This is a genomic window from Brevibacterium sp. JSBI002, assembly GCF_026013965.1.
Classification (GTDB): domain Bacteria; phylum Actinomycetota; class Actinomycetes; order Actinomycetales; family Brevibacteriaceae; genus Brevibacterium.
This window is the reverse complement of the sequence record NZ_CP110341.1, coordinates 3,213,803-3,234,875: the sequence shown is the minus strand read 5'-3', so window position 1 is coordinate 3,234,875 and position 21,073 is coordinate 3,213,803. Positions and strand designations below refer to the sequence as shown.

The window sequence follows — 21,073 nt, the reverse complement described above, 5'->3', positions numbered from 1 at the left end:
ACACAACAAGTCACCGGCAGCGAAGTCGTGGGCTGAAGCCCGAGCAGAGACGAGGGAACGTGAAGAACAGACAGCTCATCCAGGCCGTCGATGTCCACGCGGCCGGCGAACCCGGCCGAGTGCTCATCGGCTCGGGACTGCGGGTCAAAGGTGCGACGATGGCCGAGAAGCTCCGCTACTGCGAAGAGCATCTCGACGACTTCCGGAACCTCATCCTCCACGAACCCCGCGGCTATCCCGGCCTGTGCTCCCCGCTCGTCGTGCCTGCGACGGATCCGAGCTGCGATTTCGGAATGATCGTCATGGAACAGGGCGGGTTCAAGCCGATGTCCGGGTCGAACCTCATCTGCACCGTCACGGCACTGATCGAGACGGGGTCCGTCGACATCAGCGAACCGGTCACCGAGCTGCGCGTCGATACCGCCGCCGGTGTCGTCACGGTCCGCGCCGAGGTGGAGGCCGGCCGAGCGAAGGCGGTGACCTTCGATAATGTCCCCGCTTTCGTCCACGGACTCGACCTGCCTCTCGAGGTGCCTGGGTACGGGACGATCCCCGTCGACATCGTCTTCGGTGGTCAGTTCTACGTACAGACTGCGGCGGCCAACCTCGGCGTGGAGCTTGAGCCGGGCAATGCCAAGGAGATCATCAGGGCAGCCAGCGTGTTGCGGCAGGCGGCGAACGAGGCCTTCGAGGTGAGGCATCCTCTCATCCCTGAAATCGATTCGATCGGTCTGCCGCTGATCCATGGTCCCGCCCGAACAGCGGGCACTGACGGACGCAACGCGGTCGTCCTGCCCAACGACATCGTCGACCTCGGCGATCCGAGTACGTGGACCGGGACTTTCGACCGCTCACCGTGCGGCACCGGTACGAGCGGTCGAGTGGCGGCCAAGCACGCCCGCGGCGAACTGCGCGTCGGCCAGCGATTCGTCCACGAATCGATGATGGGCACGACCTTCACCGCCGTGGTGAAGGAAGAGACCGAGATCGGCGGAATTCCAGCCGTCATCATTTCGGTCACCGGGCGCGGGTGGATCACAGGATTCCAGCAGCTCGTGCTCGAGGCCGATGATCCGTTTCCGGTCGGCTTCACCGTCGGAGACATCTGGAGCGGCGGTACGAGCGCAGCCGAACCAGGAGTCGACAGCTGAGACGCGGATATGGCGGGGCGGGATCGATGACTGTTCGAGCGGTAGTCTGCTGATCAAGGGCAATGGTCGAAGCCGACACGATTCGCTGCACACGAGGAGCGCACAATGACGAACGAACCCGACCGCATCTCTTTCGATGATCTTGTCTCGGCGATCGAAGCCAAGCTCACCGCCGCAGGAGCCTCTTCGGCGGTTGCGAGAGTGGTGGCGACCAACTGTGCCACCTGCGAGCGCGACGCACTCTCAGCCACGGAGTCTTCCGGGTCGCCGGCTACCTCGATTCATTGACTCGAGGCTGGGCAGATGGGACAGCAGAAGCGAGCATCGACGTCGTCGGCCCCTCCTATATCCGCATCGACGGTCACAACGGTTTCGCCCAACCCGCACTCGCCGAGGCGCACCCGGCGATCGATCAAATGCTGGACGACACCGGTGTCGCCGTCATCGCCCTGCGCAACACCCATCACTTCAGCGCCCTGTGGCCCGACCTCGAGGTATTTGCGCGCGACGGTCGGGCGGCGATGGGGATGATCGCCAGCGGCAAGCTCGCTGTTGTCCCCGAGGGGCCACCCGCCCGGTCTTCAGTACCAATCCGTTCGGTTTCGCCACACCCGTGGCTGGCGCGGACCCGATCGTCTTCGACTTCTCGACCTCGTCGATGTCCCACGGGGACCTGCAGCTGCTGCGGGCAGAAGGCCAGGAGGTTCCGGTCGGGACCGGGGTCGACTCGACCGGCGCGGACACCACGGATCCGAACGCCATCCTCGACGGCGGAGGCATCCGCCCCATCGGCGGGCACAAGGGTGCGCTGCTGTCGTTCATGGTCGAAACGCTCGCGGCAGGGCTGACCGGCGGTGCCTTCACCTATGAGGTCGACGCGGAGGCCCCCGAGGGCGCCCACACCTTCCGGACCGGTCAGCTCTTCATCGTCATCGACCCCGAACGCGGCGGCAACGACGGATACCTCGCTCGGGTGCGCGAATTCGTCGACATGCTCCGCGACGCAGGCATGGACCGTCAGCCCGGTGACCGTCGCTACGCCAATCGCGCCGAGGCAGCCGAACGCGGAATCCCCGTCACCGACACGATTCGCTCCCTGTTCGACTGAATTGCCGTCGACCGACCGAGGCTTGCTCTGTCCCGAACGGCACACGACCCCGCTGGAGAGTGTCGCCGACTCCGTCGAGTACGGCCCTCAGCCGTACATCCGCCAGCACAGCAGCGCCACGTGCAGTGCCGTGCGTGACTCCGCATCGTCGAGTGAGACGCCGAGGCGGTCCTGCAGACGCGTGATCCGTGCGTAGAGCGCGGGCCGGGACAGGTGCCCGGCCCGCGCCATCGCCGACTTGTTGCCGCCATGGGAGAGGTAGAGCTCGAGGAAGTCGAGCAGTCCGTCGTCTGCGGAGTCCGTGGTCGACGGCAGAATGCCGTCTCCCCGCCGGTCATCACGCGTCGATTCGCCGAGCAGCGGCCCCAGCTCTCCCTCGGCGAAAGCACGCAGCCGCGAGTCCTCGGCCAGCAGGGACAGCAGCCCACGGATGCGCACGTCCGAGGAGCGGTAGAACGCACGCTCACGCACATCGAGAGTCGACGCGACCTCGGCGACATGAGACGCCGATTCGAGACCGGCGACAGCACGAAGCAGGGAGGGGCTGCTCCGGCCGACTCCGACCACCCAGCTCGCAGCAAGACCCTCGAGTTCGGCGAGAAGGCGGTTGAGGTGGTCGTCGGCCTCCGCAGTACCACGCGGACTCGGCTGTGACCGTCGGTTTCTCTCGCGACCAGGCCCCAGCACGAACCCGAACACACCCGACTGCAGGCTCGTCATGAGCAGGCACAGGTTTAGTCGCGAGGCCGCAGAGGCGATCTCCTGTGTCAGTCCCCGCTCCTGCAGCTGAATTCGGGTCGGATCGGTATCGGACTCCCGGTCGATGCGGACGACGACCGGAGTGAGTTCGGCTCCTTCGGTGGGGGTGAATCCCAAGGAGCGGGCGCGCTCCAGCGCCGAATGTTCGTCGAGCCCCTCCGAATCCGTGATCTCTCGGATCAGCCCGCTCTGGGCCTGCAGCAGCAGATCCTGCTCATCGCGATCGGCCATTCGAGTCAGCGTCAGGGCTTCACCGGCGCGTTCGATGACCTGCTCGAGATCGGCGACGGACTCGGCGGCGCCGGGCACGACGAGCCGGCCCCACCGGCGAGAACGCAGCCCCACCGGCGTCTGCCGCCACTGCGCCGGCGCGTGACCGCCGGGTGTCGTACTCGCACCGCTGACGAGGTCGACCCACTTCTGTGCGAGAGCCTGCGAGCCCCGGCCGGAATGCGCGAGAACCCGATGTGACACATCCTCGAGGACCACCGCCGTGCCCAACAGCTCGGCCGTGCGATCGACGATCGTCTGCGCCTCGGCCCGGTCAAGGCTCAGCTGCGTGTACGTCTCGTGGATCTCCCGGGCATGTTCGAGCCGTGAGATCTGCTGTGCGAGAAGGCTGCGGTGCGCGAGCTCGGTGATCCTGACGAACTTCACCCGTCGCGGCAGTACGATGACGGGCAGTTCCCTCGCCGAGGCGGCCACGGCCGCGATCTCGCGCGCTTCCTCATCGTGGGTCGAGTTCTCATCGACGAGTTCGATGATCGTCCCAGCGGCACCTGCCCGCTCGAGCTGGTCGAGGAACTCCGTCATCGCCTCCGGCGAGTGGCGGAAGGCCGTGGCGGTGGTCAACACGAGCTCCCCACCCTCGAGGAAGCGCTCGACATGCTCGGAATCGGCGATGTGGACCCAGCGGATCGCCCGGTCGAGGCCTGCTTCGCCGGCAAGCACTGCAGGCTCTGCAGCCTTGATCTCCTCGAACTCGAGCAGACCGGCGATGCTCAGCGATGCCCCGCTCGACTCCCGCGCAATGTCCATTGACACAGTGTAAAGCCTAGGGCGAAGATTCTGACACTCTGACACTTCCGAGATCGGCAGAGCCGACAGAGGATGGATGCAACCGACGAACCGACGATGCAGAAGGACCTTTCATGGCAACGCTCTCCCATTGGATCAACGGACAGGCCGTCACCGCGGACACCGACACCCGCCTCGGCGATATCACGAACCCGGCCACCGGAGTCGTCAGCGGCCAGGTGGCCCTGGGGTCGAAGGCCACCGTGGAATCGGCGATCGCCGCGGCCTCCGACACATTCCCCGCCTGGCGCGACACCTCGCTGTCACGGCGGACGTCCATCCTCTTCTCCTTCCGAGAGCTGCTCAATGCCCGCAAGCAGGAGCTCGCCGAGATCATCACCGCCGAACACGGCAAGGTCCTCTCCGACGCCCTCGGCGAAGTCGCCCGCGGGCAGGAGGTCGTCGAATTCGCGTGCGGCATCGCCGGCCACCTGAGAGGCGGTCATACGGAGAACGCGTCGACGAAGCTCGACGTCCATTCCCTGCGTCAGCCGCTCGGCGTCGCAGCGATCATCTCTCCCTTCAATTTCCCGGCCATGGTTCCGATGTGGTTCTTCCCCGTCGCCATCGCCGCCGGCAACACCGTCGTGCTCAAGCCCTCCGAGAAGGACCCGAGCGCCGCGAACTGGATGGCCGAACTGTGGAAGGAAGCGGGCCTGCCCGACGGTGTGTTCAACGTCGTCCACGGCGACAAGGAAGCCGTCGACACGATCCTGGAGAGCCCCGAGGTCGCCTCGGTGTCCTTCGTCGGGTCGACCCCGATCGCAAAGTACGTCTACGAGAACGGCACCGCCGCCGGCAAGCGCGTCCAGGCGCTCGGCGGGGCGAAGAACCATATGCTCGTGCTGCCCGATGCGGACCTCGACCTCGCCGCCGATGCCGCCGTCAACGCCGGCTACGGCGCCGCAGGTGAGCGCTGCATGGCGATCTCCGTCGTCGTCGCCGTCGACTCGATCGCCGACGAGCTCGTGGCGAAGATCGCCGAGCGCACCACGACCCTGCGCGTGGGCGACGGGGCGACCGAGCCGGACATGGGACCGCTCGTCACCGCCGCGCATCGCGACAAGGTCGCTGGCTACATCGATGCCGGCGCCGAGGCGTGCGCGACGGTCGTCCTCGACGGTCGGGAGAACGTCCCGGCCGACGGATTCTTCCTCACCCCGACTCCCTTCGACAATGTCACCCCGGACATGTCGATCTACACCGACGAGATCTTCGGACCTGTCCTCGCCGTCGTCCGCGTCCCCGGCTACGACGGGGGCCTCGACCTCATCAACGCCAACCCGTACGGCAACGGCACCGCGATCTTCACCAACGACGGGGGAGCGGCTCGCCGCTACGAGAACGAAGTCGAGGTCGGCATGGTCGGCATCAACGTCCCGATCCCCGTGCCCGTGGGCTACTACTCCTTCGGCGGGTGGAAGAACTCGCTGTTCGGAGACACCCATGCCTACGGCGACGAAGGAGTCCACTTCTTCACTCGCGGCAAGGTCGTGACCTCACGCTGGCTCGACCCCAGCCACGGCGGACTCAACCTCGGCTTCCCGACCAACGACTGAACCGGGTCGCACCGATGACCACACAACGACGAACCACCTCGGCGAAGGAGCAGCCATGACCACCACCGCGGATTCCCCGCTCACCGAATCGCACCTCGACGCTGACCGCACAGGCACCGGTCGGATCGATTCGCAGCAGATCGACGCAGGCCGGCGTGCCTATGAACTCGACCGCGCCCATGTCTTCCACTCCTGGCAGGCACAGGGGCCGTTCGACCCGATGACGATCGTCGACGCCGCCGGTCCCTACATCTGGGACGGCGAGGGCCGAAAGCTGCTCGACATGTCATCGCAGCTGGTCAACACGAATATCGGTCATCAGCACCCGGCCGTCGTCGCGGCGATCCAGGAGCAGGCCGGCCGGCTGTGCACCATCGCGCCGCAGCACGTCAACGACGCCCGCTCCGAGGCGGCCCGACTCATCACCGAGCGCACCCCGGGCGACCTCGACCACGTGTTCTTCACGAACGGGGGAGCCGACGCGAACGAGCACGCGATCCGGATGGCCCGACTGCACACCGGGCGGACGAAGGTGCTCTCTGCCTACCGCAGCTACCACGGAGGCACGCAGCTGGCCGTCAATGTCACCGGTGACCCCCGCCGGTTCGCCAACGACTACTCCGCTGAGGGCATCGTCCACTTCATGCCCGCCTACCCCTACCGGTCGTACTTCAATTCGACCTCCGAGGCCGAGGAGACGCAGCGGGCGCTGGCCCACCTCGAGGACATGATCACCCTCGAGGGGCCCGGCAACATCGCGGCTCTCATCCTCGAAACCGTGCCGGGCACCGCGGGGATCTACGCCCCGCCGGCCGGTTACCTCGCCGGCGTGCGCGAGCTGACGGCGAAGTACGGGATCGTCTTCATCGCCGACGAGGTGATGGCCGGATTCGGCCGGACAGGCCGGTGGTTCGCCGTCGACCACTGGGACGTCACCCCGGACCTCATCACCTTCGCCAAGGGCGTGAACTCCGGATACGTCCCGCTCGGCGGGGTCGCCATCTCGGATGCGATCTTCGAGACCTTCCGCGACCGGGCCTACCCGGGCGGACTGACCTATTCGGGGCATCCGCTCGCCTGCGCAGCAGCGGTCGCGACGATCACCGCGATGGAGGACGAGCGGATGATCTCCAATGCCGACCGCCTCGGCGAGGACATCATCGGTCCGGCCCTGCGGGAGATCGCCGAGCGTCACCCCTCGGTCGGGGACGTGCGGGGGCTTGGCTGCTTCTGGGCCGTCGAGCTCGTGAAGGATCGGACGACGAAGGAGCCGCTGGCAGCCTACGGCGGCAGCTCGCCGGAGATGAACGAGGTCATCGCAGCGTTCAAGGCCGAAGGTGTGCTGCCGTTCGCGAACTTCAACCGAATTCACGTCGTGCCGCCGCTGAACACCCCGGATGAGGACGTCAGGTTCGGGCTCGCCGCCCTGGATCGGGCACTCGACGTCGCGGATCGGTACGTCACGGAGTAGATTCGTCACGCGTGGATGAGGCGTCGCCTCGGTGATGTCCCGCCGCGGTTTCCGCGGGTGGGTCGGCCACGGTTTCCGCGGATGACTGCGTGAGGCGGGGAGCCGCCTCGGCGAAGTATTGCTGTGTTCGGGCCCCGTTCGGAATGTGAGTGCAATTGCACTCTCAGCCGGGCGGGGCCCGTTTGCGCACGTCAAAAGTGAACAAAAGGTGAACGAGGTGGAGTAGGGTCGAACTGCGGGTGAAGAGCGGTTGAATCTGTGGGTAGACTTCTGCGGGATAGTGATGGCTGGCCGTCAGCTGCATCATCCACGGTCCGAATAGTGTCTACACCCAAGGTCGATTAGTGGAAATCATCTTCGTCGTCGTGCTCGTCATCGCACTGGCACTGTTCTTCGACTTCACCAATGGCTTTCACGATACGGCCAATGCCATGGCCACACCGATCGCAACCGGGGCCATCAAACCGAAGACGGCGGTCACGCTTGCCGCGATCCTCAACCTCGTCGGTGCCTTCCTCTCCACCGAGGTGGCCAAGACCATTTCGGGCGGCATCATCAAAGAAGGCGGCGGGGGAGTCCAGATCAGCCCCTCGTTCATCCTCGCCGGCCTCATCGGCGCCATCATCTGGAACATGGCGACGTGGCGCTTCGGCCTTCCGTCGTCCTCGTCCCACGCACTCTTCGGCGGCCTCATCGGCGCGGCCATCGTCGGTGCCGGGTTCAGCTCCGTCGACTACGGAGTGTTCCTGTCCAAGGTCGTCATCCCGGCCCTGGCGGCTCCGCTCATCGCCGGCTTCAGCGCCTACCTGTGCACGAAGATCGCCTACGCGATCACTCGCCGCAACGAGGAGGGCAAGACCGCTCGCCGTGCGCCGTTCAAGTACGGACAGATCTTCTCGTCCTCGCTGGTGGCGCTCGCCCACGGTACGAACGACGCGCAGAAGACGATGGGCGTCATCACCCTCGTCCTCGTCTCCGCGAACCTGCAGGAGCACGGCACCGGTCCGCACATCTGGGTGATCACGGCGTGTGCCCTGGCGATCGCGTTGGGCACCTATGTCGGCGGTTGGCGCATCATCGACACTCTCGGCACGAAGCTGACGACGGTCAAGGCCGCGCAGGGCCTGTCGGCCGAGACGTCGACGCCGCGGCCATCCTCGCCTCCTCCCACCTCGGCTTTGCTCTGTCGACGACGCAGGTCGCCTCCGGTTCCGTGCTCGGTTCGGGACTGGGCCGTAAGGGCGCCGATGTCCAGTGGTCGACGGCCGGACGGATCGCCTCCGGTTGGCTGCTGACGATTCCGGCCGCCGCGATCGTCGGCGGGCTGGCCGCCGGCATCGCTCACCTGGGCACGATCGGCGTCGTCGTCGACACGATCGTCGCCGTCATCGTGGTGCTGTGGATCTACCTCAGCTCCCGCCGGGTCGAGGAGACGGACATCTCGAACTTCGACACCGTCGGCGAGGCCGTCAACATCCGCGGCCGCAAGCGCAAGCTGCGCAAGGACCGCAACCGCAAACGCGCTCAGGAGAAGCGGAAAGCCCGCTACGAAGCCTGGGCCGAGAAGCAGGCGGCCAAAGAGAAGCGCCGGGCACACCGTGACGCCAAGAAGAACGGGGCGGCTCCCGTCGAGGCGACGACAGGATCGTCGACCGGCTCGACGACCGGTTCGGCGTCCGGATCGAGGTCCGGAGCCGATTCGGGGCGTGCATCGAACACCGGAGCCGATGCGAGTCGGGCCGATGCGAGCGATCAGGGAGACGCGAAATGATCGAATGGAGTTCCTTCGCCATCGTGGCTGCCGCGACATGGGTCTCGGCCATCATCGTCATCACGCTGTTCTCGGTTGCCGTGCGCATGCGCGCGACACATCTCGACCGGGTCGACGAGGGCCGCAGCAGCTCAGGGCTGCAGGTCGCCTACTGGACGGTCTTCGGAGTCTGCGGAGCAGTCGTGCTGCTCGGCGTCTATCTCATCGTCCCGGCTCTCCACGGCGCCTGACACTTCGGGCGCCGACCGCCTGACGATTCCGATGGCGCTTGACGCGGCGACCGCCTGACGCCGCCGTGCTGCGGGCCACGTGTCGTGTCTGAAGTGCTCGCCTGAGCTCTCTGGGTGATCCCCGCGTGACGCCGCGGCTTCTTCGTGCGGCGATCACGTACCGGTAGCGTCACGGACAACCTCTAGAGCACCAGCCCTCGCCCTTAGTTGCTGTGCCTACATTTGCAACGGTGCAACGTGCCGCCGCGACGGTGTTTTGCTCCCACTGGTGCCTAGCGACAGCAGCGGTGAGGGATGCTCCGGGCTATGTGCATGGAACATCCCCGCGTCACGAGAGGAAGCGCCACTGCCAGGTGGTTATGCCGCTGACAGTGCGTGATACCCAAGCGGTGGAGTCGGGGCGGCTCAGTGAAAGCAGCTGCGGGTAGCTTTCCTGAGACCCTGGCGCCTCGGCTTAGACTCGACCTGTGAGAACTCCACCGCACAATCCTCGACATACCGCCGATCTGCAGAAAGAGATCGCCAAAGCAGATCGCCGGCGCATCGAGCACTGGCATGCAGCGATGCGGCGCGAAGGGCGAGTCGTGCTGCGAACGAACCTAGCTAAGACGTTCGCCCTTGCACTCGTTAGCTGGCTGTTCGTCGGAGCGATCATCCTCACCTTCGCCGTCACCCCCGCCTCGACGTGGAACCCGAAGTCCCCTGGCTTCGGCGGGTGGCTGGTGTTCTTCCTCCTTGTGGTCTTCGCCATCGGTTTGGCGTTGTTCGGCGTCGGAGCGCTGTTGTGGACTTTTGTCTTTCCCTTTGCGCGACCACAGTTTGTCGTGTCGAGATGGGGCGTGGAGTCCTCATGGTGGAAGCCTGGAGGGCGGGTCATGCAGTTCGCAACGCCGTGGTCAGGCGTCGTCGACATCGGGGGAGAGTTCGAGTGGAGGAAGTATCCGCTTCCGGACGCCCTGTTCGTGACGATCACCGCCCGCGGGGCGACCGCTCATCAGAACGCACTGATCGGCAAGCCAAGGAAGCCTGAGGAAGTCACCTATCGCGTATTGAGGGAGCTCAAAGCGAAACCGCGTGATGTCTTGGTATTTCTCCGTGAGGTTCACAGGGCGCAGGCGGCGCATTGCTGAGTCTGCGCGGCTTCGGCACTAGGGCCCGAAAGCACTGACGAATCAACGGCGAGCTTCAAACGGCCGAACGCGCGCCCTCAGCGAAATACGACAATCCCCCAACCACCTCGGCGGCGGTTGGGGGATTGTCGATGAACGGGCGGCTCAGACTGTCAGCGATGAAGCCGAGCGGCTGAGGCCGTCGGCAACTCAGCCGAACGGCTCAAGCGAGGCCGAGGCGCTCGCGGAGGTTGTCCACCTCGGCGCGGAGTTCGGCCGGAACCGAATCGCCGAGCTCGGCATACCATTCCTCGATGAGGCCGAGTTCGGTCTCCCACTCTTCGGGCTTGATGGCGAGAGCCTTGCGCAGCTGCTCGTCGGTGAAATCGAGGCCTTCGGTGTCGAGGCCGCCTTCGACCGGGGTGAGGCCGAGCGGGGATTCCTGGGCATCGGCGGTGCCGGTGACGCGTTCGAAGACCCACTTGAGAACGCGTGAGTTCTCGGAGAATCCGGGCCACAGGAACGAGTTGTCATCGTCGCGGCGGAACCAGTTGACGTAGAAGATCTTCGGCAGCTGGGCACCCTCGGTGTTGCCGATGTTGATCCAGTGCTGCAGGTAGTCACCGACGTTGTAGCCGATGAACGGGCGCATCGCCATGGGATCGCGGCGGACGACGCCGACGGCACCGGTGGCAGCAGCGGTGGTCTCCGAGGAGAGCACCGAGCCCATGAACACGCCGTGGGTCCAGTCCTTGGTCTCGGTGACCAGAGGCATCGTGGTCTTGCGGCGACCGCCGAAGAGGATAGCCGAGATCGGCACACCGTTCGGGTTGGTCCACTCGGGAGCCAGGGTCGGCACGTTCGCGATCGGGGTGCAGAAACGCGAGTTCGGGTGAGCGGCGGGGGTGTCGGACTCGGGAGTCCAGTCGTTGCCCCTCCAGTCGGTGAGGTGAGCAGGCGCCTCGTCGGTCTTGCCTTCCCACCACACGTCACCGTCGTCGGTCAGAGCGACGTTGGTGAAGATGTTGCCGCCGGCCTCGATGGCGCGCATCGCGGTCGGGTTCGTCGTGTAGCCGGTGCCCGGGGCGACGCCGAAGAGACCGAACTCGGGGTTGACGGCGTAGAGCTGGCCGTCCTCGCCGAAGCGCATCCACGCGATGTCGTCACCGAGGGTCTCGGCCTTCCACCCGGGGATGGTCGGCTCGATCATGGCGAGGTTGGTCTTGCCGCAGGCAGAGGGGAACGCCGCGGCGACGTACTTGACGACGCCTTCCGGGCTCGTCAGCTTGAGGATGAGCATGTGCTCGGCCAGCCAGCCTTCGTCGCGGGCGATTGCGGAGGCGATGCGCAGCGCGTAGCACTTCTTGCCCAGCAGAGCGTTGCCGCCGTAGCCGGAGCCGAAGGACCAGATGGCGCGATCCTCGGGGAAGTGGGTGATGTACTTGGTGGTGTTGCAGGGCCAGGCGACGTCTTCTTGTCCCTCTTCCAGCGGAGCGCCGACGGAGTGGACGCACTCGACGAACTTCGCGTCCTGGGCGTCGATCGCATCGAGGGCGTACTTGCCCGAGCGAGCCATGACGAGCATGGAGAGCACGACGTAGGCCGAATCGGTGACCTCGATGCCGAACATCGGCTGGTCCGCCTCGGCGTGGCCCATGACGAAGGGGATGACGTACATGGTGCGTCCGCGCATCGCACCCTCGAACAGCGGGTTGAGGGTCTCCTTCATCTCCGCGGGAGCCACCCAGTTGTTGAGCGGACCGGCATCCTTCTCGTCCTCGGAGCAGATGTAGGTCCGGCCCTCGACACGGGCGACGTCCTCGGGGTCGGAGGCCGCGTAGTAGGAGTCCTTGGTGCCGTTGACACGCTGGATGGTGCCGGCCTCGACGAGCTTCTCAGCGATCTCGTTCTTCTGTGCTTCGGAACCATCGATCCAGACGATGTCGTCCGGGGTGGTCAGGGCGGCGATCCGGCTGACGAACGAGAGCACCGACTTGTTTTCGGTCGGTGCGTTCTTCAGCTGGTCAGCGACGACATCATGGTCGAGGACAGTCATGAGTGGTCTCCTGGTCAATCGAGAATGGGGTTAGGTGTCCGGCGGCTGGCGTCCGTCGAGCGGTTGGTACACATCCACCGTAGGATGGGGGCGGAAGCGAAATACGCGCGTTTCGGTCACTCGAAGATGTGCATTGGATCACAGCCGGCGGGTCGTTGACGCGAATGCAGCAACTGACTGACGTGTTGTTTCAAATGATTGGCGGTTTGTTTCACCGATGACCGACGGCTGAAATCGACGATTTCAACCCCTGTCGCCGAGGCGGCTCTGACCGTAAGTGCGAATGTGGCGAAGCGCACGTCGGTGCGATTTGAGCTTCGGCGAAACTGGTGTGTATAGTTGTTCGAGTTGCAGGGCGTGAGTCCGAGCGACATGCGCCACTAGCTCAACGGATAGAGCATCTGACTACGGATCAGAAGGTTGGGGGTTCGAATCCCTCGTGGCGCACAGAAAGAGAGTCCCTCACCTGGCACGATTGCCGGTGAGGGACTTTTTCGTTTGCCCGGAGTCAGGCCGATCTGGGCGTAGATCCGAAGGTTGGGGTTCTGTTGGGTGCTGAGATGCGGAAAGCCAGTCGCCATCGTGAAGAGCTCGGTGAGGTCATCGAGGTGTTCGCCGACCGCCCAGGACCGAAAACAGTGACGGGGTTCGTCCTCGGGTGGGTGCTCTTCACAGTTCTGACATTTATCAACCCGGGGGAGACGCCATTGCTGGCGATTGCTCCGGGTGTCATCTTCGCGGTGATGTTCGGTCTGATCCTTCTCTATCTCTCAGGTGAGCGGCTCATCGTGTGCGAGCGCGGGATCCTTGTCGGCTCCATTGCGCCGGGGATTCGTCCCTACGCCATTCCCTATCAGCAGATCACGCCCGGCAGCATTGCCGGGGTCGCCGGTGCGAACAGATATCTCAAAGAGGTCGGACTGCAGGGGCAGATCGCGCAGTCGACTCTGCGAGCGTCGTGGTGGACGAAGAACGGTGTCCACTTCGTCGCCTGCTCGGCCGAGGACGCCAGGCGCGGACGCAGACGTTTCACACTGGCGCTCGACCCGATTCCACGGTCGATCGACGGTCGCTGGATCTGGTTCGCGGGGACCGGCCGACGACCCGCAGGCGCGGCGGTCGAGGCCATCGCTCGGGCCGCCTCGGCGGCGGGGTATGCGCAGCTGGCTCAGGTCGCGCTCGATCGCGGAGTCGTCGAGCTGACCGGCAACCCCGAGGACGCAGCACGACAACTGCCCGGCCACCCTCCGGTCGGCAGGGGTGGAGTCAGATAGCTGGGACTTGGCCCACCTGCGGCCGGGCGTCGAGTCATCTGGCGGCGAGAACGGCCTCACGCTGTTCCGTCGACAGGCGTTTGACGGCCTCCCTGATCGTCACTCCCGAGGCACGGTGGGCACGCGGGAGGATCCAGTCGAAGACGAGGTCGGGGCGTTTGCGCGAGGAATCGTGCAGAACCCAGCCGATGGCCTTTGCGGACGAAGAATTCCTTCTCCTCGAGCATCGCATCGGCGAATCGAGAGAACCTGTCGAAGTCGCCGCGGCCGTGTCGCAGCGGGACCAGGTGCGCCAATAGGGCCGAGCGGCGAATCCAGAAATCCTCATCGCTCGCCCAGCGCTCCAGGACGGGGTCGAAAGCGGCATCCCGTTCGCTGAACGGCCCGATGAGGTCCCCGGCCAGAGGGTCGACGAGCGCCCAGGTCATCGCCTCGCGGAGTAGGCCCCCGATGAAATCCGCATCCCCGCCGCCGAGGCGGTCCTTCGACTGGATGAGCACCATTGTGGCCGCGGCGCGTCGCTCGTGGACGGGTGTGGGGTGCCCTGCTGGCCCGGCGCCTGTGTCCGTTTGGTTCAGCGTTGCCGGCCGAGTCGTCCGACGACGTCGGCGCGGCCCAGAGGGTTCGGGCGAGATCGATGACCTCATCGTGGCTGAGCTTCGCTGTGCGCAGAGCGGTGCGAACGACGGCACGAGTATCGGGCACGCTCACCCCGTAATGGAGGAGTTCGCTCTTGAGGTAGGCCTTCTCCTTCTGGGCGCGTTCGCTGCTGCCACGGGCGCGCAGATCTCGGTCGACCGCCTCGGCGAGGGTCTGGGCGTTGTACCGGGAATCGGAGGTCATGGAACGAATCATTCCACGGTCGCACCGCACCGCACGGCATCGTGCGGACGCGCGCGCTGCAGCTCGCGGTGAATGCGAAACGGCCGGCAGGCGGACTCCGTCGATCACATTGATCGGGGAGTGCGCCTGCCGGCCGTTCTCTGTTCTCAACCGGAGGCCGCGAGTCTCATGCTGCGCAGTGTCTCCGGAAGTCTTTCACCATCCGGCGCGGACGGGGCTCAGCCCGACCGGCACCGGCGTCGGGCGCGTGACCTCAGTCCGTTCCTGCGTCGAAGGCGGCGGACAGGCCTGCGCGGTCGCTGGCCTCGTCGACGTCGACAGTGGAGTTCGCGATCTCCTCGGCGCCGCCGGCCTCCAGTGAGCCCACGAGTTCCGAGGTCGGCCCGGATACGATGCCCATGGCCGCGTACTGCTCGAGACGGGCGCGCGAGTCGGCGATGTCGAGGTTGCGCATGGTCATCTGGCCGATGCGGTCCTCGGGGCCGAAGGCGGCATCGCCCACACGCTCCATCGACAGCTTCTCCGGGTGGTAGGACAGGTTCGGGCCCTCGGTGTTGACGATCGTGTAGTCGTCGCCGCGGCGCAGGCGCAGGGTGACCTCGCCGGTGATCGCCGAGGCGACCCACCGCTGCATGGATTCGCGCAGCATGAGCGACTGCGGGTCGAGCCAGCGGCCCTCGTACATCCGGCGACCGAGGCGGCGGCCCTCTTCGTGGTAGAGGGCGATGGTGTCCTCGTTGTGGATGGCGTTGAGCAGACGTTCGTACGTCACGTGCAGCAGCGCCATGCCCGGGGCCTCGTAGATTCCGCGGGACTTCGCCTCGATGATGCGGTTCTCGATCTGGTCGGACACGCCGAGTCCGTGGCGGCCACCGATCTCGTTGGCCTTGAAGACCAGGGCAACGGGGTCGTCGAATTCTTCACCGTTGATGGCGACCGGCCGTCCGGCCTCGAAGCGGACCGAGACCTCTTCCGACTTGACCTCGATGTCATCGCGCCAGGCGGCGACGCCCATGATCGGTTCGACGATGTCGAGTCCGGCGTCGAGGAACTCGAGGGTCTTCGCCTCGTGCGTGGCGCCCCAGATGTTCGCATCTGTGGAGTAGGCCTTCTCGGCCGAGTCGCGGTAGGGGTAGCCGTGCTCGACGAGCCATTCGCTCATCTCCTGCCGGCCGCCGAGCTCGTCGACGAACTCCGAGTCGAGCCACGGCTTGTAGATGCGCAGCTTCGGGTTGGCCATGAGGCCGTAGCGGTAGAACCGCTCGATGTCGTTGCCCTTGTAGGTCGAGCCGTCGCCCCAGATGTCGACGCCGTCTTCCTTCATGGCGCGGACCAGCATGGTGCCGGTGACCGCGCGGCCCAGGGGAGTGGTGTTGAAGTAGGTCTTGCCGCCGGAGCGGACGTTGAACGCGCCACACTGCAGGGCGACGAAGCCCTCCTCGACGAGCAGGCGCTTGGCGTCGACGAAGCGGGCGATCTCGGCGCCGTATTCCTTGGCGCGATCGGTCACCGATTCGAGGTCGGGTTCGTCGTACTGGCCGATATCGGCCGTGTACGTGCACGGGATGGCACCCTTGTGGCGCATCCATGCGACCGCGCAGGAGGTGTCCAGTCCGCCGGAGAAGGCGATTCCAACGTGCTCACCGACTGGGAGCGAAGACAGTACTTTCGACATGGCACCAGCGTAACGTCATTCCCCGCCGAATGTCGAATTGTTATGCATAGGAATGTATTTTTATGTGTGTGGGATGGGTGAGGCGGCTCCGCCGATTGTTATCGTGAACAGGTGACGAATCCTCTCGCACCTCAGTTCACCATCCGCACTGAGACATCCGGTGACATCGATGCCATCCACGCATCCGGCTACGGAATCGAGGGCCTGTCGTTCGTCGGCGTCCTCGACGGTGAGGTCTTCGCCCACGCCATGCTCTCCCGGTGCTTCGTCGGAGAGGCGCCCGGAGTCTGCCTCGCGCCCTGTTCCGTGTGGCCCGAGCATCAGCGCACCGGCGCCGGCACCCCCGTCATCGAGGCGCTCCTCGCCGAGGCGGCCCGCAGCGGTGAGGCATTCGCCGTCGTGCTCGGTCACCCCGAGTACTACCCACGCTTCGGGTTCACGCCGGCCTCGGGATTCGGCATCACCCTGCACGTCGAGGTTCCCGACGAGGCGCTCATGGCGATGTCGTTGGCCGGAGAGGTGCCTGCGGGTGCCCTGGCCTTCGCGCCAGAGTTCGGGGTCTGATCCGGGGCCGCCGCGCCTCACCCCGTTCGCCGGAAAGATCCACGCCCGACCCCGCGCCACCTACAGCTTCGCCCGGTGGGCGCGGATCGCGTCGGCGACGGCGATGGCGTCACCTTCGGGAGCGTCGGACTTCCGATCCGGACGTGCCGTGAAGAGATAGATGAACCCGACCGCCAACACGACGACGAGGCCGATGAGCACGATCCAGTCGGCAAAGAACGACCCGGAGTCGCCGGGCAGCGACAACAGGATCATCGCGAAAACTCCGTAAGCAAGGGCCGCGATGTTGACGACGATACCCCAGCTTCCCAGCGACCACGGCCCCGCCGGCTTCCACCCCTTGACTCTCTGCCGCAGCGCCCCGAGGACGACCATCTGGAAGGCGAGGTAGATGCCGAGGATGGCAAACGAGGTCACGGCGACGAGGATTCCGTCGTTGAACCAGATGAGCACGCAGATGAGAGCGGGTGCCGTGCAGGCGACGATGAGAGCGTTGTGTGGGATCTTCGTCCCGTCGGTGACCATGGACAACCACGTGTGCCCGGGCATCATTCCGTCGCGGGCGAAGCTGAAGATCAGCCTCGATGCGGCGGCCTGCAAGCTGAGCACGCAGGAGATGAACGCGAGGATCGCAACGAGCAGGAAGATCTTCGCACCGACATCGCCGAGGCTGCCGGCGAGGATCGCAGGGATCGGGTCGGCGACTTCACCGGCGACGATCTCATCGAGGTTCGGAGCCGCCAGCACATACCCGCCGAAGGAGAACAGGGCCGAGATCGCGCCGACGAAGATCGTCATGAGCATGGCCTTCGGGATTCCTCGAGCCGGGTTCGAAACCTCCTCGGCGACGTCGCCGCAGGCTTCGAAGCCGTAGAAGAGGAAGAGCCCGGCGACGGCGGCACCCAGGAACACGGGCAGATAGCTGCCGTCACCGGCGGTGCCCATGGTGTCGAAGAAGACTGAGAAGCTGTGCTTGCGTTCGAAGATGAGCAGGAACAGGCCGAGGCCGATGACTCCGATGAGCTCGGCGAAGAGCCCGATGCGGGCGATTCGGGCCAACCACTTCGTGCCCGAGAAGTTGATCGCCAGAGCAAGCACGAGCAGAACCAGAGCGAGAACGAGAGTGGTGGTGCGGTTGAGCTCGAGCCCGAACAGGCTCGCGAGGAATCCGGCCCCGAACTCCGCCACCGAGGTGATCGTGACGATGAGTGCGCAGATGTAGATCCAGGCGGCCATCCACGCATACCGCTTGCTCCACAGTCGTCTCGCCCATGGGTAGATCCCACCGGCGATGGGGAACTGGGAGACGACCTCCCCGAAGACGAGGGCGACGAGCAGCTGCCCGCAGGCGACGATGACGATCCACCAGATCGAGGGCGGACCACCGGTCGACAGTGCGACGGCCAGCAGCGAATAGACGCCGACGAGCGGTGAGAGATAGGTGAAGCCGAGAGCGAAGTTCGCCCACGGGCTCATCGACCGCTCGAACGAGTCACCGTAGCCGAGGACAGCAAGGTGGTCGGAGTCGGAGAGATGGCCACCGGCACGATTGCCGGCGGAGGTGTGAGTGCCCGCGGGATGGTGGGCATTCGAGGGGAGATCGGACATGGTGATGTTCCTTCATTCGAATCGTCGTTGATTCCGTTTCTGTTCGACATCGTATCGCCGAATCCCCTCTTCGGAACCGATCGGCGGCTGCGCGTCTCGCCGGCCCTGACTCTCCTTCCGAAAATCCTCGCCCGTGCGGCTGAGCGCGATTTCATCCGCACGGCGGAGGTGCCCGACGACGGCGAGTCATAGCGTGGAATCACAGGCACGGACCACCGCCGAACCGGTGGACACAGTGCAGGAACGAGGAGGAACCGTGAACACGCAGACGCACAGTCAATCCGGATTCGCCGAGGCGACCGGCCCGGCCGAGCCATCACCTCAGCCCGCCATCCAACCCCACCCGCCCGGAACGACGGATTCCATGTCCGGTCCGACCGCCTCGGCGATGGATGGATCGCACACCCCCGCCGAGGATGTCGACGCGAAAGGACGGCCGCTCGCCGTCGTGCCCGCTCGGGTCCCGTGGCTCGAGATCGGAATCTTCGCCGTCACCGCATTCGGGCTCGCTTGGATTGCCTGCCTGCCGCTGTGGTTCTCCGCGGAGGGGATCGGCGATCCCGTTCTGCTTCTGGCCTGCGGCAGCGCCATGATGTTCACTCCGCTCATCGCGAGCATCATCGCCTCCATCGTCCAGCGCCGCCGCGCCCGTGCCAGGGGAGAGGTCCTGGCCAGTGCTCCGCGCTACTTCGGCTTCTGGCCGCTGCGCGCCTTCGGGCGGGTCATGTGGATGACGGTGGCCGCCTTCTTCGGAATCATGGTGCTCATCATCCTCGGCTATCTCCTCAGTGCGGCCCTCGGGTGGCTGAGCCTTGATCTCACCGGGCTGTCCGGGTTCAAGGCGCAGGCAGCCACACTGCCCGGCATGGACTCGGTGCCGACCGCGGGCGCCATCGCCGTCTATCTGGGGCTGATGCTCATCAGTTCGTTGGGCAACATCTTCGTCACCATCGGTGAGGAGTTCGGTTGGAGGGGCTGGCTGCTCACCAGCCTGCGCCCCTTAGGAACCTGGCCGGCGCTGCTCATCGTCGGTGCCGTCTGGGGCCTGTGGCACTCACCGCTGATCCTGCTCGGCTACAACTTCGGCCGCCCCGACATCACCGGCGTGGGCTTCATGGTCGGCGGGTGCATCGCAGTCGGCATCCTCTTCGGCTGGCTGCGCCTCCGCACGGGTTCGGTCTGGCCAGCGGTCTTCGCGCACGCCGCACTCAACGGATGCGGGGCCATGCTTCTCGGGTTGTTCGTCGACGCCGGGGCGCAGACGCCGGACCCTGCCCTCGTCGCCTTCCTCGGGGTGGCCGGATGGATTGTCTCTGCCGTTGTCATCGTCGTCCTCGTCCTCGCCGGCCAGTTCCGCAAGCAGCCGGAACTGGGAATCAAGAAGCCGAAGATCGGCACCGAGGCCGGCCTCTGAAATTGAGGCTCGGCCCCGGCGTCCGTTAGGCTCAAAACCCGAACGACGGGAATCCTCAAACCTCTTAGGAGCACTATGCTTTTCGGACCATCGCTGCTGCAGACGGCAGGACGCATGCTCACCGCACCGATCTTCATCACCGGCGGGCTCTCGGCTGTGAAGGATCCCGCAGGGAAGGCGGCGGTGGCTGAATCGACCCTGGACTCCATCCGCGAATACGTGCCCGGACTTCCCGACGACAACGAACTGCTCGTGCGCATCAACGGCGGCGTGCAGATCCTCGCCGGTGCCACCCTCCTGCTCGGCATCAAGCCGCGACTCTCGGCACTGGCGTTTGCAGGCTCCCTCATCCCGACCACGCTGGCCGGACACTCCTTCTGGGAGATGGAGGGCGGCGACGCGAAGGCCCACCAGACCCAGTTCTCGAAGAACCTCGCGGCCCTCGGCGGACTGCTCCTCATCGCCGGGGACAGTGACAACGCCAAGGCCATCGAGAAGGCCGCGAAGAAGGCCGAGAAGCGCGCCCTCAAGCAAGCCTGAGTTCAGTGATGGTCTGTGTGCTCGAAGTTGCGGACTATCCGTGCGGGCAAACCCGGTGAATTTCAGCACAGATCGTCCGCATCTCGGCGTTCGCCCATCGCCTGACGCGCCCACCACCAGTCGCACCAGCCTTCAAGCGAATCCGCCGCACCCCTGGAAATCGGCCGGGAAGCGCCTATGCTCGAGGCATGGCCAAGGCACTCCTCATCGTCGATGTCCAGAATGACTTCACCGAAGGCGGCGCGCTCGGCGTGACCGGCGGTGACGCCGTCGCCGAAGGCATCACCGCTCACCTCGCCGCACATGCCGGCGACTACGACGCGATCATCGCTTCCCGCGACTGGCACGATGCCGACAATGACAACGGCGGCCACTTCAGTGACTCCCCGGACTTCATCGATTCCTGGCCCGTCCACTGCGTCGCAGGCACCGACGGTGCGGCTTTCGATCCGTTGCTCGATACCGCGGCCATCACCCACGAGGTCCGCAAGGGCCAAGGCAAACCCGACTATTCGGCTTTCCAGGGGATCACGGACACGGGGAGCCGCCTCGGCGAGCTTCTTGGCGATCTCACCATCACCGAGGTGGACGTCGTCGGCATCGCCACCGACCACTGCGTACGCGCTTCCGCACTCGACGCGCTGAGCGCGGGGCTGAGCGTTCGCGTGCTCACCGACCTCGTCGCGGGCGTCGGAGACGAGTCGAGCAGGGCCGCCCTCGCGGAGGTCGAGAAAGCGGGGGCCATACTCGACTGACTCGCTGACTCTCCGCGGAAACTCCACCCTCAGAAGAACTATCGCCCCAGGTCAGCGCGTTTTCTCCATCGAAAGTTGCAGATCGAATCTGAACTCACAGGCGATGTGT

General features: G+C 65.6%; 17 protein-coding genes, 1 tRNA gene and 4 pseudogenes. 15 read left to right on the top strand and 7 right to left on the bottom strand.

Going from position 1 to position 21,073, the window contains the following annotated elements; genetic code table 11:
* Positions 1–59: 59 nt before the first annotated feature.
* The 4 genes and pseudogenes from LJ362_RS14710 to LJ362_RS14700 all read left to right on the top strand — a co-directional run bounded on the left by LJ362_RS14710 (position 60) and on the right by LJ362_RS14700 (position 2,259).
* Entirely contained in the window at positions 60–1,151 is a 1,092-nt protein-coding gene (locus LJ362_RS14710) for a proline racemase family protein (protein WP_264799773.1), read from the top strand.
* A 105-nt stretch (positions 1,152–1,256) separates the two neighbouring features.
* A complete protein-coding gene (locus LJ362_RS14705; protein WP_264801888.1) occupies positions 1,257–1,439 on the top strand; it encodes a hypothetical protein in 183 nt (60 codons plus the stop codon).
* A pseudogene (locus LJ362_RS17130) lies at positions 1,436–1,657 on the top strand (Ldh family oxidoreductase); the annotation flags it as partial. The gene LJ362_RS14705 and the pseudogene LJ362_RS17130, both read left to right, overlap by 4 nt.
* Entirely contained in the window at positions 1,630–2,259 is a 630-nt protein-coding gene (locus tag LJ362_RS14700) for an Ldh family oxidoreductase (RefSeq protein ID WP_413774212.1), read from the top strand. The pseudogene LJ362_RS17130 and the gene LJ362_RS14700, both read left to right, overlap by 28 nt.
* Before the next feature lie 87 nt (positions 2,260–2,346).
* Here LJ362_RS14700 and LJ362_RS14695 read toward each other — a convergent pair whose 3' ends face one another.
* Positions 2,347–4,056, bottom strand: a complete 1,710-nt coding sequence (locus tag LJ362_RS14695; RefSeq protein WP_264799771.1) for a PucR family transcriptional regulator — start codon at positions 4,054–4,056, stop codon at positions 2,347–2,349.
* Positions 4,057–4,169: 113 nt separating this feature from the next.
* On the opposite strand from LJ362_RS14695, the gene LJ362_RS14690 reads away from it, so the two are divergent.
* The 5 genes and pseudogenes from LJ362_RS14690 (at position 4,170) to LJ362_RS14670 (ending at position 10,256) form a co-directional block, all read left to right on the top strand.
* Entirely contained in the window at positions 4,170–5,654 is a 1,485-nt protein-coding gene (locus LJ362_RS14690) for a CoA-acylating methylmalonate-semialdehyde dehydrogenase (RefSeq protein ID WP_264799770.1), read from the top strand.
* Between the two features lie 55 nt (positions 5,655–5,709).
* On the top strand, positions 5,710–7,125 hold the full coding sequence (locus tag LJ362_RS14685) for an aspartate aminotransferase family protein (RefSeq protein ID WP_264799769.1): 1,416 nt from the start codon (positions 5,710–5,712) through the stop codon (positions 7,123–7,125).
* A gap of 344 nt (positions 7,126–7,469) precedes the next feature.
* Positions 7,470–8,896 (top strand): annotated as a pseudogene (locus LJ362_RS14680) (inorganic phosphate transporter).
* Positions 8,893–9,126 carry a hypothetical protein gene (locus LJ362_RS14675; RefSeq protein ID WP_101554535.1) on the top strand — a complete coding sequence of 78 codons (234 nt, stop codon included), beginning with the start codon at positions 8,893–8,895 and terminating at the stop codon, positions 9,124–9,126. The pseudogene LJ362_RS14680 and the gene LJ362_RS14675 overlap by 4 nt, the downstream one beginning before the upstream one ends.
* A gap of 467 nt (positions 9,127–9,593) precedes the next feature.
* Positions 9,594–10,256 (top strand): hypothetical protein, encoded by a 663-nt coding sequence (locus tag LJ362_RS14670; RefSeq protein WP_264799768.1) that lies wholly within the window; start codon positions 9,594–9,596, stop codon positions 10,254–10,256.
* Between the two features lie 202 nt (positions 10,257–10,458).
* Here LJ362_RS14670 and LJ362_RS14665 read toward each other — a convergent pair whose 3' ends face one another.
* A complete protein-coding gene (locus LJ362_RS14665; protein ID WP_264799767.1) occupies positions 10,459–12,291 on the bottom strand; it encodes a phosphoenolpyruvate carboxykinase (GTP) in 1,833 nt (610 codons plus the stop codon).
* A 374-nt stretch (positions 12,292–12,665) separates the two neighbouring features.
* Between LJ362_RS14665 and LJ362_RS14660 the strand changes: the two genes are divergently transcribed.
* Both LJ362_RS14660 and LJ362_RS14655 read left to right on the top strand, forming a co-directional pair.
* Positions 12,666–12,738 (top strand) — tRNA-Arg (locus LJ362_RS14660).
* Between the two features lie 113 nt (positions 12,739–12,851).
* Positions 12,852–13,565, top strand: coding sequence for a hypothetical protein (locus tag LJ362_RS14655; RefSeq protein WP_264799766.1), 714 nt, complete (start codon positions 12,852–12,854; stop codon positions 13,563–13,565).
* A 34-nt stretch (positions 13,566–13,599) separates the two neighbouring features.
* Here LJ362_RS14655 and LJ362_RS17125 read toward each other — a convergent pair whose 3' ends face one another.
* The 4 genes and pseudogenes from LJ362_RS17125 to argG form a co-directional block, all read right to left on the bottom strand.
* Positions 13,600–13,797 (bottom strand): DNA alkylation repair protein, encoded by a 198-nt coding sequence (locus LJ362_RS17125; RefSeq protein ID WP_413774258.1) that lies wholly within the window; start codon positions 13,795–13,797, stop codon positions 13,600–13,602.
* A gap of 25 nt (positions 13,798–13,822) precedes the next feature.
* A pseudogene (locus LJ362_RS17120) lies at positions 13,823–14,068 on the bottom strand (DNA alkylation repair protein); the annotation flags it as partial.
* A 169-nt stretch (positions 14,069–14,237) separates the two neighbouring features.
* A pseudogene (locus LJ362_RS17115) lies at positions 14,238–14,408 on the bottom strand (DNA alkylation repair protein); the annotation flags it as partial.
* 253 nt (positions 14,409–14,661) lie between these two features.
* Positions 14,662–16,083, bottom strand: coding sequence for an argininosuccinate synthase (gene argG, locus LJ362_RS14645; protein ID WP_264799764.1), 1,422 nt, complete (start codon positions 16,081–16,083; stop codon positions 14,662–14,664).
* A 111-nt stretch (positions 16,084–16,194) separates the two neighbouring features.
* On the opposite strand from argG, the gene LJ362_RS14640 reads away from it, so the two are divergent.
* Positions 16,195–16,647 (top strand): GNAT family N-acetyltransferase, encoded by a 453-nt coding sequence (locus LJ362_RS14640; RefSeq protein ID WP_264799763.1) that lies wholly within the window; start codon positions 16,195–16,197, stop codon positions 16,645–16,647.
* Positions 16,648–16,707: 60 nt separating this feature from the next.
* Here the strand turns inward: LJ362_RS14640 and LJ362_RS14635 are convergent, their stop codons facing one another.
* The gene (locus LJ362_RS14635) at positions 16,708–18,255 is read right to left on the bottom strand and encodes an APC family permease (protein WP_264799762.1); all 1,548 of its coding nucleotides are present in this window, start codon (positions 18,253–18,255) and stop codon (positions 16,708–16,710) included.
* A gap of 256 nt (positions 18,256–18,511) precedes the next feature.
* Here LJ362_RS14635 and LJ362_RS14630 point away from each other — a divergent pair, with 256 nt between their 5' ends.
* The 3 genes from LJ362_RS14630 to LJ362_RS14620 all read left to right on the top strand — a co-directional run bounded on the left by LJ362_RS14630 (position 18,512) and on the right by LJ362_RS14620 (position 20,964).
* On the top strand, positions 18,512–19,669 hold the full coding sequence (locus LJ362_RS14630) for a CPBP family intramembrane glutamic endopeptidase (RefSeq protein WP_264799761.1): 1,158 nt from the start codon (positions 18,512–18,514) through the stop codon (positions 19,667–19,669).
* Between the two features lie 75 nt (positions 19,670–19,744).
* Entirely contained in the window at positions 19,745–20,209 is a 465-nt protein-coding gene (locus LJ362_RS14625; RefSeq protein WP_264799760.1) for a DoxX family protein, read from the top strand.
* A gap of 188 nt (positions 20,210–20,397) precedes the next feature.
* Positions 20,398–20,964, top strand: coding sequence for an isochorismatase family protein (locus tag LJ362_RS14620; RefSeq protein WP_264799759.1), 567 nt, complete (start codon positions 20,398–20,400; stop codon positions 20,962–20,964).
* Positions 20,965–21,073 lie beyond the last annotated feature (109 nt).